A 13,451-nucleotide genomic window follows, 5' to 3' on the forward strand; every position below is an offset into this window, starting at 1 on the left:
ACAAGGCCATCAAAATTGACGTGCCTTGTCACTTATTATCATTTTAAATGATGATAACGTTTATTTTCAATCATTTTACCAACAGCTCCCTATCCATTATGATGTGTCCATAAGATATGTCCGCTGCGGCCGGCAAGGAGGAGCTTTCTTTCACCATGAATAGACAAATCATGACCGGATCTTTATTGTGCCTGATCGCCAGTATGTCCTGGGGGGCCATGTTTCCGGTTTCGCACATTGCATTGCAACAAGTCAATCCGCTGTACTTTTCATTTTTACGTTATTTTTCGGTTACGCTCATACTGATCGTGCTATTGTGGCTCAAAGAGGGACGTGCTGCTTTTCGCTTTGAGGGCAAGGGCAAGACATTGCTGTTCTTTGGTACGATGGGATTTACCATTTATAATATGGCCGTTTTCCAGGGACAGCACACGATGGGTGCAGCAGGTACCATTGTAGCTTCTATTATGGAAGTGCTGATGCCGATGATTTCGATTGCGATGATATGGGTCATGACCCGTAAAATGCCGCCAAAATACACACTGATCAGTATGATGATCGCACTGGCTGGAGCTGTACTCGTGATTACAAACGGAAAATGGACCTTTTTCACACTCGCCGGACAGCATTTGCTGCCGCTGCTGCTCATTTTCGCAGGGGTGATTGGGTGGGTCGTGTATTCCATGGGAGGCAGCCATTTTGCAGGGTGGTCCACTCTTCGATACTCTACCTTAACCTGCCTGCTCGGAACTCTGGTTTCCTTTGTAGTCGTCACAACCGCCTCCGCCTTCAACTGGGTTGCGGTACCAGACTGGCAGCATGTATGGTCGGTCAAATATGAAATGAGCTTTATGATCCTGCTTCCGGGGCTGGCAGCCTTGCTGAGCTGGAATGCCGGAATCCGAATGCTGTCACCACTGAACGGAATTTTGTTTATTAACTTTGTACCGATTACCACACTGGTGCTTATGTATTTCCAAGGCTATACCATCAGCCATTTTGAACTGTACGGGACATTGCTGGTCATTTTCGCGCTGCTGCTCAACAATATGGTTCAGAGAAGTTCTCTACGCACTTCCGACAGTCCGCGCCGCATGCGTTTTCGGCTGGATCGTCGCAAGTCATTCCAAAGATAATTTTTGTACCTACGACAAAGAAGTTGTGGCAAAATGCATGTAAAAAAAAGCGCCCGGACATGAGATAAACTCATGTATCCGGGCGCTTTTATCGTTTTATTGATCTTTTCCTTCCACTTGGAAACGTCCGACCAGTTCGCGCAGTTCCTCTGCCATTTGGCTTAGGTCCGCTGAGGAAGAAGCAATTTCCTCAATAGAAGCGAGCTGCTGCTCAGCGGCGGCTGAGATCGACTCCGTGTTGCCCGCTGCCTCGTTCGAAATATGGGAAATATCGCTCATAATACTCACGACACCTGACGCACCCCGAGCCATTTCCTGTGTCACTCCGGTAATGTCATTGATATGCTCCATCGCTCGTTCCACGGCATGGCTAATTTCTGCAAAGGATTGCTCCGACGTGCTTACCGAATCAATTCCTTCCGTAACTCGTGTCCGTGCTTGATGCATAGCTGTCAAAGCATGGTTCATATCCACCTGCATCGCATCAATACGCTGCGAAATCAAGGTAGCCGATTTGGCCGATTCCTCGGCCAGCTTACGTACCTCTGTCGCAACCACAGCAAACCCTTTACCATGATCCCCGGCGCGTGCCGCCTCAATGGACGCGTTCAGTGCCAGCAGATTCGTCTGTTTAGCAATTCCGGATATAACGCTGATAATATTCACAATTTCACCGGAGCGCTCGCTAAGAGAATCCATCGCCTGTCCCAGATCATTAACCGTCTCGTCGATGTCATGCATCTTCTGTACAGCTTGCGTAGCTGCCTTGCTGCCCTCTTGAGCTGACTCGGCATTTCGCTTCACATTCTCAGATACGCCCATCATTCGCTCGGATACATTCTCAGCCTGCCGGGCAAGCTCCTCCATACGCCCGGAGCCATATTTTACACTCTGAACCTGACGTTCGCTGCCTACGGCTACATCCTGAATAGCAATGGTGACATGCTCGATGGCTTTGGTCGTCTGATCTGCACCCGCAGCCAGCTCCTCTGCCGAGGAACCTACCCGATCTGTTGTTTCGTGTACGCTTCGAATCATCGTACGTAAACTGTCCACCATCGTTTGAAAATGGGAAGATAACTCGCCAACCTCATCTGTTTTTCCGGTTTCCAGATCTCCCGTCAAATCTCCTTCACTGATTCGCTCTGCCGATTTTTGCAGCCTGCGGATCGGCACCAGAACCGAACTGGTGATCAGGAAAATCGCAACAAGCGCAATCACCAACGAGGCTGCCAGCACGAAAATAGTTACGTAACGCATGGCAGCGGTGGCATCGCTAATTTCAGATTGATGGAAGGTTCCTGCAATTTTCCAGCCGGTATCCTCATTCGTTACATAGGTCAAATATTTCTCATGATTATCATGCACGTAGTTAAAGTTTCCGCTCGACGCAGTGTACATCGTATTAATAAAGCTTTCCTGAGAAGATGTACCCGGTTTAGCCGTAGGATGGACCACAAATTTTTTCGTATGGTCCATAATGACGATATACCCTTCCTGCCCCACTTTGATGGAAGCCAGCTTACGTACACTTTCCAGATTCAGAGAGATTCCGAGAACACCGGACTGGTCGGAGAGCGTTTGAGATACCACGACAACAGGAATACCCGAAGAATTGATGATGACAGGGGTGATCATCACCTTACCGGGCTGCTTCATCGCTTCGATGTACCATGGTCGTTTGCGGGGATCAAATGTACCTTCGTTCTCCTTGGGTACGCCGCGAATCATCAAGCCCTCTGTTGTACCGACAAAAATATCGTTCGCATCTTCGTGTAAGCCTTTGTATTGGATCAGCTCAGGCTGAATCAACGGACTATTTCGACCGTCAATCATCGATCTGTCGAGGCGCTCCGCCAAATAACTCGCATCTTTAATTTTACTGGCGATTGCATATTCAATAATTGAGTTGGCCGTCGCTACCCCCTGATTTGCACTGCTGTAGAGCTGTTTCTCCATAGCATTAAATGATGATTTATAGGTCGCGATAGATATACTTAAGCTTGGTAACAACAAAACAAGTAAAAATCCTAAAATCAGCTTGTTCCTGAGTGTCCAAATGGTTTTTCTCTTTCGCATTTTTTCCATGTGTTTTTCCCCTTTACTTGAAAAGCTATGTTTTTGAAATTACACTCGATGGAAGTTATATCGGTTAAATAAAGCAAATGATTTACATCCAATTTTCATAAATGAGCAAAATAAAAAAACCGCGCCCTGAGACTAAGGACGCGGTTATATGATCATTTAGACCTGTACGTTACTGCTTTCATGCTTTTTACGGCTGAACAACTGATCCAGCGAAAGAAAACGTGCGCCAACCAACGCTTGCTGGAGACTGGCGAACAGAACCAGAAGATCAAATTCAATCGAGCCAAAGGGCTGTCCTTTTTTAGCAGTCAGCAATACACCGATCATAACGATGGTCAATGCTGCCCCGGCGAGTCGTGTCCCAATGCCCAGGACAAGCGCAATACCGCCAACTAGCTCAACTGTAGCGACCACAGGAGCCAACCATCCAGGAAGTCCGATACTTTGGAAGAAACCTGAGGTACCGTCTAATCCCTGAAATTTTTGTGAACCGTGAACAATAAAAATAACCCCTGTAAAGATTCGTACCAACAGTAATCCAATATTCGTAAGTGTTTGATTCATATGCTCATCTCCTCTTAATTTGTGTACAGATTAGGTAATCAACACTACAAAATGTAGTGTATTATGCATCAATAATCGGTAGCGCATAAAGCGCCACCCATTAGGATATATCTTGCCAAACTACATTAACGCCAGGGCAAACATAAGCGTCAGCATCACTAGCACATAGCTGGATAACATAATCGAACGCCAGGGCAATTGGATTACCGGCTCTTGCTGAGGGTCTAGAATACGTGAGATCCGATAATTAATGGACGTTTCTGCAAAAGAGGAACAAGCGGCGGAATTCACCAGATGGGCATTCGCGGGCGTCATTCTCAGCAGTTTGAGCAATGCACTTCCAATTCCCATTGGTGAACCTGTGCGTTTAATTGCTTCATTGTCAGCCAAAATTTCACGGGCTATCTTATAATGGTTGGTAATATGACGCAGCACCGGCAAGTAGAACAGCAATGTGGCGCACATTTGCAGCAACCATGTCTTTAATGGATCATAATGCTTCATATGATACGCTTCATGGTATATGACAGCCTCTTCCTCGTACTTGTCCAGTAGGGACAGCAATGCGGAGGATAATACAATGCGAGGCTTCCATAATCCCATGGTGAAAGCGGCAGGCTTGGCATAATCAATGACCCAAATCCGGTCGGCTCCCAGTTCACGATATCGTTCACCCAGTGCCTCCGTCAGCGGCAGGTCACGCATCCGGCGCAGTCTGCGGAAAGCCGCCCTTGTGGCCATACACTGCCGTATCGCTTCTACCCCGGCAATCCCAAAGGTGAGAAAGACGAGTCCACTGAGGGCATCCACCATGTAGCCAATTCCATAGTTCTGCAACAGACTTCTACAAATCTGAAACACGTTAAAATCCAATTTCCAGCCGAAAATATGCTGCCCGGCGTACATACCCATCTGTATAAGGGCGAAACCCGAAATAAAGGCGCCTGCTGTAAACAGTAATTTAGAACGTGTTTTCCACATCGTCTATATATCCTTTTTCCATTGTTTAATTTTTTGTTCCAGACGTTCGATCAGCATAGGATCGGCCACCTCCAGAGCATCAATCATATGATTTACAGCGAGTGGACCGAATTCATCCACCAGTTCGTGGCTTAACTCCTTGGACTGTTCATCCCTGAATTCTTCCCTGCTCAAAACCGGTCGATACAAAGACGTTCTCCCGCGTATACTCTTACTCAGTATTCCCTTTTCCACCAGACGGTTCATCACGGTCATCACCGTATTGAAATTAAAGTCCCGATCCCCCTCCAACGCGGTCTGCACTTCTTTGATGCTCCGATCCGAAGTGGACCATAAAATATCCATAATTTTGGCTTCCAGAGGTCCGAAAAATCGGTTGAGTCCGGTTTCGCCAGTTTTAAAATTCAGTCGTTTCATAAGAAGCACCTCACACTACCGATTGTAGTGTATATATCCTGATAAAGTCAACCGTCACACCTAATGTCAGTTTCTTCAAAGGGATTTATATACATCCGCCGAATGTCTCCATCCGGCGGCAATTCATAGCCTGATCAGCTTCAGTTCAATCCGCCAATCTGTAGCCTACACCTCTTACCGTTGCAATATATTCAGGCTCCGCAGGCCGGTCGCCCAGCTTCTTGCGCAAGCTTTTAACATGCACATCCACGACATTGCTGCCGCCTACAAAATCCGTCTCCCAGATATCATGCATCATCTGCTCCCGAGAAATGACTTTGCCTTGAGCATCAATCAGCTTCAACAACAAATCATATTCCGTTTTGGTCAGATTTAATTGATTCTCTTCTTTATATACTAACATTTTATCACGGTCAATCCAGATGTCCTTGAACACCGTACGACGGCTGCCTTGCGTTGCCTGACGGGAAGCTGCCGGATGACGTACAATCATCCGTTCAATGTCATGCACCATATGATTAGAAGCCAGCGGCCATACCAGCACCTCTTCCGAAGGAAGCAGCTCATGCGCACGAACAGCCATCCGATCCTGAATCACATACATAACGGGTGTATCTTTCATCTGTTCCGCCTCAAGACGATTACGGATATCCAGTAATTCACTCCGTGTATCGGTAGCGGTCAAATCGTAAATCAGCAGATCGCTTCCCAAATGACGTTGTACTTCAGGCTCCCAGCGATGGAACACCATCACATCAAAGCACGCGTCTGACAACGTACGTACCAAACCATGAACGACACCCGGAACCGAGCTGATCAGAACGATGCGGCGTGTAGTCGGGCAGTACAACGGCTCATTGGAAGGAACCGTCTGTAACGCAGGGGCAGAGGGAGCGGATAACATCGTTGTCCAGTTACCCTTCACCCGTTTAGGCATCTCGGCTGCTGTGAAACGATTCGTTATTTGATTCGCTTGCTTTGGCATTCCTTACACACTCCTCCGAATACGACATGGGCATGGGCGATGGTATATCCCGTTTCATGTGCAACCGTCTCGATCCAATCATGTGGAACCTCGCTCATCACTTCATCTACCCGTCCACATACCTGACAAATAATATGCTGATGATCATCCATTCGTCCATCATAACGACTGGCAGCTTCCCCTAGCTTCAACTCGCGGATCAATTCCTTATCTGTTAAATAACGTAGCGAATTATATACCGTTCCATAGGCAAGATTATATCCGCGCTCCATCAACCGGTTCATAACATCGGCTGCGGTAGGATGATCGTGGGCCTCACGAACCACATCATATACCGCTTGGCGCTGCGAAGTTAAATTTAAAGTTCTCATACCGCATCTCCCTTAACGATCGCAGATTATATTTATTCTCAACTTATAATTACAATAATAAATCAATTTAGAATAAGTATAAATCCTAATTCATTTCAAGTCAATGGGATCGGATAAATTGAGCCACTTTGCAACACAATGTATACAAGATATACGTTCAGCTCATACACACGGGGAGGATATTTTATGAAAATACTCTGGATATTCACACTCTTTATGGTACTCATGCTCGGAACCAATCTGCTGGTGAACTGGCTATTTGGTATTCATAATCCTTGGGATTCTATTTCATTGGCTTTTGGCACCCTGCGACCATCCGAATATATCGTCTTGGCAGGAATGCTGCTGTTGCTCTTTGTTACCGTGGGCAAAAAGCAAATTGGATACGCACTTCAATTCCTTTTCTCACGATGGTCACGTTTTCTGAGAGTTCCCTCTTCTAACTCTGCTTCTTCGCACAAGAGCCATCAGAAAAAGCAGAATGGGGAAAATGTAAACAAATAATGGATGAATATAAATTAGGGACTGCCGTCCAAATTCAAAATGCTCGCTCAGGCTCGATGTTCCTATCTGGGACCACAGTAAAACAAGGATACCGCAGGGAAGCAGCGTTTTTCGGTAGGGTAAACCAAATATATCGGATATCCCCACCGCGGATGCATAGAAGAACAAAGCCACTTTAAAAAAGTCCCCGATCAGTACAGACATCAGTATAATGACATCGGGACGCTGGACGTATTCCGAAAGCTGGACATTCGCAAACGTGCTTAATAATGGAAAGATAGAACGCTCCGTTATATCCGTACCCAGCACGGTTACATTTAATATGGCGACTTCAACTAAAACGATACCCGCAGCTATAATGCCCACATAACCTGCTCTGGTCATCTGTGAAGGCTTATGTACACAAGGGATAAACATCATGAAACAGATCATTTCACCGTAAGGAAAAGGCAAACGTTCTCTAATTACTGAGCTGAGTACAGGCTTAAAGCCCTGACTCATTACAGGCCTCAGCTCTTCCAGATGAATGCTGCCCGATAAGATTAATAGTGTAGTTCCCCAGAAAATGACGAGTAACACCACCGAAAGAAAGATCTGTCCAGTGCGGGCCAACACTTCAAATCCGAGCCAGAGAACATAAATCACACATATTACCATCAGAAAGGCAACGACCATACTTGGTGTTTTTTCCAGTATGGAGACACGGACCAGCTCAGTCTCATCGCGTAGATTTCTACTGGTTAAATACAGAAAAAACAGAATGTACAGTATCCCCACTGCTGTTCCACTCGTATTCCCGAGCAATTTACGGGCATAGGTGGTCAACGTTTGGCCGGGAAACATTTCTGCTGTGTAGGTATACATTCGGAACAATACGATCCCGACACCCATAGCGATGAGCTGGGCAATCCATGTATCCCGTTCATATTCATTATCCAAATTGATAATGACCGCATTTCCCAGCAGAAAATGGAACATAAGAATGAGCATTTGCCCGGTACTGACCAGCCTTACGTGTCCAAGACCATGATTCACGAAGCATTCTCCTTCCTTGTTGTGTTTTCGGTCTTCTTAAACCAGGACACCATTAGCAACAGGAGCGGGAAAAATACAGAAAATATAGGGAATATGTATTTCAACACGAAATCGCCTATTTTAATATGCTCCTGATAGCTTTGAGCCATCAGTACCGAAGATATGAGCATAATTATTCCGAATGGCAGCAGCAACTTGCGGCTAGAAGTGTTAAATACGTCTTCTGCTGCCTTTATCGCCGCATAATAGAAAATAAAGATCTTAAAAAAATCAAAGATAATAACGGTCATGACCCCAATAACATCCACCCTGTCGATGAAATCCGATATTTCCACCTTGCTGATCGTGGATAGTATCGGGTACGTGGCCCGCTGGAACACGTCCTCTCCGAGTGAAAGTACGTTTACCAGCGCAACTATGGTCAGGATGATGCCCCCCAGCAGCACAGCGGAAACACCAACGCCGTTGGCACGATAGTCTTTCTTTAATGTGGGAAGAATCATCGTAAAGGTAACCATCTCACCAAACGGCAGCATCAAGGCCTGTGAATAAATCACCCGCCATATCGGCTGCCAGCCATGCTGGGCAATAGGCAGCAGATTCCCCCAGTCCACAATGCCGGACAACACGAGCATTACATTCGTTGCGAGCCCCAGTACCAGCATAAAGACCAGCAGCCAAATCGCTGTTCGCCCCGCCACTTCAAGCCCTAAATGCATCACGTACATCACAAGCGCGATCATCAGAGCACTGATGATGATTAACGGTGTATGCGGGAGTGTCCGATCGGCAATCAGTGTCCCCGTATCTCGAAGATCACGTGCCCCACCGTACATAAAAAAAACAATATACAAAAAAGCAATCACGCCTCCTGCCTTTCTGCCCATGATAACTTTGCTGTATTGCGTCATAAGCAAATTGGGGTAGCGTCTGTGAAGGCTGCCGTAGCACAGAAAAAGCAGGGCCCCAAGCCCTGTAGCGATGAGGATAGCCAGCCATGCATCCTTGCCCGCATCCCTTCCAGGAATGGACATCATAGACGTTCCCAATTCAAATAGAATCATGAGGGAAATTATCTCTATCGCATCTATTTGTATTTTTTTCATCGCCTTGCCTCCTCCCCCTGTTCGACTATTGGGACTCACCCCTTGAATACGGGTTGGTCCGTGCCTGCGTATGCTTCAGTACCGAAGTGACCTGAACACGAACGGTGCTTTCTGCAAAATAACGGCTCCATCGGGAAGAAAGCCTTTTCCATTGCGCAGGATGGCTTCTCTCCAGCTCAAGGCCGAAGCCGAGTACATCGCTACGGGTACGCTGAACCTCTCTAACCGTTGATGAAATCACTTTTTTTGTTTCCTCTGCCCATTGCCTCTGCAAGCTTTTCATCACCTCTGGACTTTTCAAGTCAATCGGACACTCAGCTTCCTGTATCGCCCCGACTTGCTTTAAGTCAATTACAAAAACAGGCTCTCCTTGCTCCATCAGGCTGCGTACATTTGCCTTAGAGAACAAGGTTTCGATCCCGATGACTTCGCCTTTCTTGCCGCAGCTCAATGTGGTTTCAGCACTTTTCACCTTGTTGTTCACGATAGACAGTCCAATCGCCTGGTCATCTTCCAACCAGTGTACGAGACGATCCTTTCGGAACACTCCCATCCCGGTAATACGCACGATCGCTTCCGGTAAAATATTGTCCACATTGTTCTTACGGGGGGCCTGCTCCATCCTACCATCCACTTTTACGCCCGTAAGAAGAGGACCGCCGCCCTTATTGGACATGCCGCGAATGACATCGTCGAGACTCACGGCGTAATCCCCTGCATACAAACGCTGAGATGTTTCCAGCTTTCCTGAAATATCATTAGCAGGAATACGGCCGATCGCGGTCATGGTTGCCAGTACATCCTTCCCAGTCTCACCGCGCGCTACCAGCATTTTCATCGTGAGCCGGGTCTCCGTATACCTTTCCAGAAAATCCAGCGTATCTCCGATTCCACGCCGTGCCAGATTTTCCCCAATGACGACCAATCTTGCATGGGCCAGAGAAATTTCGCGTGGAACCTTCTGTGAAGCTTTGCGGATGGCTTGAAAAAGACTGTTCCCCTTTTCCTGAAACAACACGATAGGGGTATCTCCTCTCGCTTTGGCCCCGGCGATTTCATCTGCCACGATAACCTGCAGGGAAACCTCATAATCCGTTTCTCCAGCCACATCAATGCCTATTGCCGCTACGACTGCTCTCTGATTTAGCTCTACTGAATCCCAACAACCAGACAGGAGGGGCATCAATAGTAGCCCCACCAGGCTCAGAGCCCACATTCTCCCCTTGAAGGTTACCGTGCTTCGTTCATTCCCCTTCCCCTGATACACCCTCGGCTCCCCCCTCCTGCATCGGTGTCGTTTTATCGGAAGAGGAAATTCCGCTTCCATCCTTCATTCGTGTCTGGTTAGTAGATGTAATGCTTTTAGGACGTGTCCGCATCATCCAGAATGGGAGACGCAATACAGCATCCTTTTGACTCTCCAGTACAAAGGGGCTGAAAGGGGCCATGTAGGGCACCCCAAAAGAACGTAGGCTGTTCATATGGGCAATCAGCGCAATCAGCCCCAATGTAATGCCATACAGCCCCATAAACGCTGATAGTATCATAAAAACAAATCGGAACAGTCTCCCGGCCACCGACATGTTATAGGCTGGAATGGCGAAGCTGGCAATCCCCGTCAGGGCTACCACAATCGTGAGCAGCGGGGTGACGATCCCGGCCTCCACAGCCGCTTGTCCCAAGACAAGCGCACCAATAACGGATACCGTTTGTCCACCCACACGTGGCATTCGAATACCCGCTTCACGCAAGATCTCAAAAGTAACCTCCAAAATAAGCGCCTCCAGAAATGCCGGAAAAGGAACGGATTCCCGCTGAGCCAGTATGCTGATCAGCAGCGGGGTCGGTATCATTTCGTAATGATACGTCGTTAGGGCAATGTAGAGAGAAGGCCCCAAGATTAGAATGATAAAGCTGATATATCGAATGAGTCGGACGACAGTCGCCATATCGTAACGTTCCTCATAATCCGAAGCACTCTGAAAGAATTGGGCAAATACGGTAGGCATCACTAGTACAAACGGATTTCCATCTATGATGAGCGCCACTCGGCCCTCCATAATATTGCTACTGATCGTATCTGGTCTTTCCGTGTTATAGATCGTTGGGAATGGTGTGAAATTATGGTCCTGTATCATCTCCTCTACCATACCGGATTCGAATACGGCGTCGATATTGATGTTTTTTACCCGTTGACGAACTTCATCTACAACACTTTGATCTGCAATATTCTTCATATACAGCATGGCTACATTCGTGAGGGACGTGCTTCCTACTTTGAACATCTCCATCGTAAGATCGGAGCTTTTAATCCGCCGTCGGACAAGAGAAATATTCGTGAACAGGGATTCCACAAATCCCTCTTTCGGTCCCCTGACGACAGACTGTGTGGTGGGCTCGTTGACCGCACGCTTCTCTCCTCCACGTGTGCCACACGCAATGGCCTTTGTACACCCTTCCAGTAAAATGATCGTATCTCCCATCAAGAGCTGTTCCATCATGGAGTTCCAATCATCGCATTCCTTCACTTCACCAAGTTCAAGTGCATGGCCCTGTATCCGACTGTAAAGCCCTTCTGCACTTTCTACCTCAGCAGCCACCTCGGCGGATGGTCGGCTAAGCAATGATTTCATGACGAGTTCATTCACTGTGTCCGTCTTGACCATACTATCCAGAAATACAATGGCAGCAGGAACGTCAGCTTTCAGCCCCAGACTAAAGCGGCGAATCAGGAAGTCCGGGCTGCCTGACGTCAATTCCTTGATTTGCTCCAGGTTGGTTTCCAATTGAGCCTCGATCTTAAGAAAATGCGAAGAGCTTCCATTATTCCTGTCCGCCCCCGACTTTTTATTATATTTGCGATAGGGATAGCGAATCATGAGCAAACCTCATCTCCAAAGTGGCAGTAATGGACCCCACATCTTTTTCCTAATTCTTGTATATTTGGAGTATGCTCAATCTATTCCCAGTTATGCACTAAGTGTAAGGACGAAACGTTATAAGTCACATCCGCGTAATAAATTTCAATAAATTCTTCATTTCCAAGCCTAATGTCAGTTTTTTTGATAAAATGAAGAAATATGCCTCTCGGGAGGGTTAACATCTTGTTCAGTACGTTTTTTGTAAATACCTGTATCCTTGTCACCTTTTTGTACATAACCGGGCTCATATCTCAAAGATATAAAATCCGCCTACATACCTTAAAGCGTAAGGCACATTGGATCGGAGGCGCTCTTTTTGGATGCTATGGCATTATCTTGATGTACTATTCGTTCCCAGTGGGCTTTAATACAATTGCCGATCTTCGTCATCTGGCCATCGTAGCTACGGCGGCTTACATTGGCGGACCGGCAACACTCATGGCTACCCTATTTATATGCTTAGGCAGATTAATGCTGTTTGGTATCACCACTCAAGCCATTGTGGGGGCTTTTTTTATGATGCTCGTGGGCCTGGGTTGCGCTTTGCTGTCACATCTGTCCTGGTCACGTTTAACGAAGATGATGATGATGAACGTTTTCGCTTTGGGCATTATTTTCTGCTCTCTCACAATTAATTTGAATGATATTAATGATGTTCTGGACGTTTATCCGCTCCATTTTGTTATTTCTATGGCAGGCGGATTTCTTCTGTATCTCATTGCTGAGTCCATCAATACCTCCAATGAGCTATTACTTCGTCTGGAGCATACCTCCTATACAGATCATCTCACCAATTTAAGCAACAGAAGACAGCTCGAATTTTCATTGGAAGAGCAGCTTCCTCAAGCTCGTCAACGTCACGAGCACTTATCTGTACTGGTGTTGGATATTGATCATTTTAAGGAAGTGAACGATACCTACGGTCATGCGGCCGGGGATGCAGTGCTGCGTCAGCTAGGTCAGATTTTGAGGGAAAAATGTCGCTCCTTTGATGTGGTAACCCGCAGCGGCGGGGAGGAATTCACCGTACTTCTGCCGAATTGTGCTTTCCGGCAAGCGTTACGCATAGCGAATCAGATCCTTGGCGGGGTAGATCAGTACGAGTTCGTTTTGTCAGACGGGCTTGTACTCAAAGTCACGGTGTCTATCGGCGTAACGACCTTTCCCGATACCGGGGAGGATATGTCAGGGGCGGCTCTGCTGGAACAGGCGGATAGAGCGCTATACGAAGCTAAAAATGCAGGGCGTAATCGGGTCTGCTCCTATCAGGTATAAAGCGGGCATTCTTTTCATTTACGATTTCGCATCATATGAGCACCCTACAGAAATAGCCGATACAACCC

13 protein-coding genes are annotated in these 13,451 nt (G+C 47.0%); 3 read left to right on the forward strand and 10 right to left on the reverse strand.

Translation table 11 applies throughout. From position 1 onward, the window contains the following. Window positions 1-155 precede the first annotated feature (155 nt). Window positions 156-1,136 (forward strand): DMT family transporter, encoded by a 981-nt coding sequence (locus tag ABIA61_RS14845; RefSeq protein ID WP_404519380.1) that lies wholly within the window; start codon window positions 156-158, stop codon window positions 1,134-1,136. Window positions 1,137-1,232: 96 nt separating this feature from the next. Here ABIA61_RS14845 and ABIA61_RS14850 read toward each other — a convergent pair whose 3' ends face one another. From ABIA61_RS14850 to ABIA61_RS14875, 6 genes are all read right to left on the reverse strand, one after another. Continuing rightward, window positions 1,233-3,224: a methyl-accepting chemotaxis protein gene (locus ABIA61_RS14850; protein WP_404519379.1), complete on the reverse strand. Its 1,992-nt coding sequence runs from the start codon at window positions 3,222-3,224 to the stop codon at window positions 1,233-1,235. Between the two features lie 156 nt (window positions 3,225-3,380). Then, the gene (locus ABIA61_RS14855; protein ID WP_044644376.1) at window positions 3,381-3,788 is read right to left on the reverse strand and encodes a DoxX family protein; all 408 of its coding nucleotides are present in this window, start codon (window positions 3,786-3,788) and stop codon (window positions 3,381-3,383) included. A 120-nt stretch (window positions 3,789-3,908) separates the two neighbouring features. Further along, entirely contained in the window at window positions 3,909-4,769 is an 861-nt protein-coding gene (locus ABIA61_RS14860; protein WP_283653681.1) for a M56 family metallopeptidase, read from the reverse strand. 3 nt (window positions 4,770-4,772) lie between these two features. After that, window positions 4,773-5,186 (reverse strand): BlaI/MecI/CopY family transcriptional regulator, encoded by a 414-nt coding sequence (locus tag ABIA61_RS14865; RefSeq protein ID WP_014278583.1) that lies wholly within the window; start codon window positions 5,184-5,186, stop codon window positions 4,773-4,775. A gap of 145 nt (window positions 5,187-5,331) precedes the next feature. Next, window positions 5,332-6,171: a winged helix-turn-helix transcriptional regulator gene (locus ABIA61_RS14870; RefSeq protein WP_283653682.1), complete on the reverse strand. Its 840-nt coding sequence runs from the start codon at window positions 6,169-6,171 to the stop codon at window positions 5,332-5,334. Next, a complete protein-coding gene (locus ABIA61_RS14875) occupies window positions 6,147-6,542 on the reverse strand; it encodes a Fur family transcriptional regulator (protein ID WP_044644373.1) in 396 nt (131 codons plus the stop codon). The genes ABIA61_RS14870 and ABIA61_RS14875 overlap by 25 nt, the downstream gene beginning before the upstream one ends. 186 nt (window positions 6,543-6,728) lie before the next feature. Here ABIA61_RS14875 and ABIA61_RS26640 point away from each other — a divergent pair, with 186 nt between their 5' ends. Beyond that, the gene (locus ABIA61_RS26640; protein WP_283657419.1) at window positions 6,729-7,046 is read left to right on the forward strand and encodes a YczF family membrane protein; all 318 of its coding nucleotides are present in this window, start codon (window positions 6,729-6,731) and stop codon (window positions 7,044-7,046) included. Here ABIA61_RS26640 and ABIA61_RS14880 read toward each other — a convergent pair. From ABIA61_RS14880 to ABIA61_RS14895, 4 genes are read right to left on the reverse strand one after another with little or no spacing between them, the layout of a single operon-like run. Continuing rightward, window positions 6,957-8,081, reverse strand: a complete 1,125-nt coding sequence (locus ABIA61_RS14880) for a GerAB/ArcD/ProY family transporter (protein WP_283653684.1) — start codon at window positions 8,079-8,081, stop codon at window positions 6,957-6,959. The genes ABIA61_RS26640 and ABIA61_RS14880 overlap by 90 nt on opposite strands. Beyond that, window positions 8,078-9,187, reverse strand: a complete 1,110-nt coding sequence (locus ABIA61_RS14885) for a GerAB/ArcD/ProY family transporter (protein WP_404519377.1) — start codon at window positions 9,185-9,187, stop codon at window positions 8,078-8,080. Before ABIA61_RS14885 ends, ABIA61_RS14880 begins: the two co-directional genes overlap by 4 nt. Window positions 9,188-9,212: 25 nt before the next feature. Beyond that, complete coding sequence (locus ABIA61_RS14890; RefSeq protein ID WP_404519375.1) at window positions 9,213-10,454, reverse strand: Ger(x)C family spore germination protein; 1,242 nt, start codon at window positions 10,452-10,454, stop codon at window positions 9,213-9,215. Then, complete coding sequence (locus ABIA61_RS14895; RefSeq protein WP_283653686.1) at window positions 10,432-12,066, reverse strand: spore germination protein; 1,635 nt, start codon at window positions 12,064-12,066, stop codon at window positions 10,432-10,434. The genes ABIA61_RS14890 and ABIA61_RS14895 overlap by 23 nt, the downstream gene beginning before the upstream one ends. A gap of 225 nt (window positions 12,067-12,291) precedes the next feature. Here ABIA61_RS14895 and ABIA61_RS14900 point away from each other — a divergent pair, with 225 nt between their 5' ends. Continuing rightward, on the forward strand, window positions 12,292-13,383 hold the full coding sequence (locus ABIA61_RS14900; RefSeq protein WP_044644369.1) for a GGDEF domain-containing protein: 1,092 nt from the start codon (window positions 12,292-12,294) through the stop codon (window positions 13,381-13,383). Window positions 13,384-13,451 lie beyond the last annotated feature (68 nt).

This window comes from Paenibacillus sp. RC21 (genome assembly GCF_044907935.1).
In the GTDB taxonomy this organism is placed as follows: domain Bacteria; phylum Bacillota; class Bacilli; order Paenibacillales; family Paenibacillaceae; genus Paenibacillus; species Paenibacillus terrae_A.

Bases quoted from the DNA above. Each gene is read 5' to 3' on its own strand.
- ABIA61_RS14845 (WP_404519380.1), top strand. From the start codon at position 156: ATGAATAGACAAATCATGACCGGATCTTTATTGTGCCTGATCGCCAGT.
- ABIA61_RS14850 (WP_404519379.1), bottom strand. From the start codon at position 3,224: ATGGAAAAAATGCGAAAGAGAAAAACCATTTGGACACTCAGGAACAAG.
- ABIA61_RS14855 (WP_044644376.1), bottom strand. From the start codon at position 3,788: ATGAATCAAACACTTACGAATATTGGATTACTGTTGGTACGAATCTTT.
- ABIA61_RS14860 (WP_283653681.1), bottom strand. From the start codon at position 4,769: ATGTGGAAAACACGTTCTAAATTACTGTTTACAGCAGGCGCCTTTATT.
- ABIA61_RS14865 (WP_014278583.1), bottom strand. From the start codon at position 5,186: ATGAAACGACTGAATTTTAAAACTGGCGAAACCGGACTCAACCGATTT.
- ABIA61_RS14870 (WP_283653682.1), bottom strand. From the start codon at position 6,171: ATGCCAAAGCAAGCGAATCAAATAACGAATCGTTTCACAGCAGCCGAG.
- ABIA61_RS14875 (WP_044644373.1), bottom strand. From the start codon at position 6,542: ATGAGAACTTTAAATTTAACTTCGCAGCGCCAAGCGGTATATGATGTG.
- ABIA61_RS26640 (WP_283657419.1), top strand. From the start codon at position 6,729: ATGAAAATACTCTGGATATTCACACTCTTTATGGTACTCATGCTCGGA.
- ABIA61_RS14885 (WP_404519377.1), bottom strand. From the start codon at position 9,187: ATGAAAAAAATACAAATAGATGCGATAGAGATAATTTCCCTCATGATT.
- ABIA61_RS14895 (WP_283653686.1), bottom strand. From the start codon at position 12,066: ATGATTCGCTATCCCTATCGCAAATATAATAAAAAGTCGGGGGCGGAC.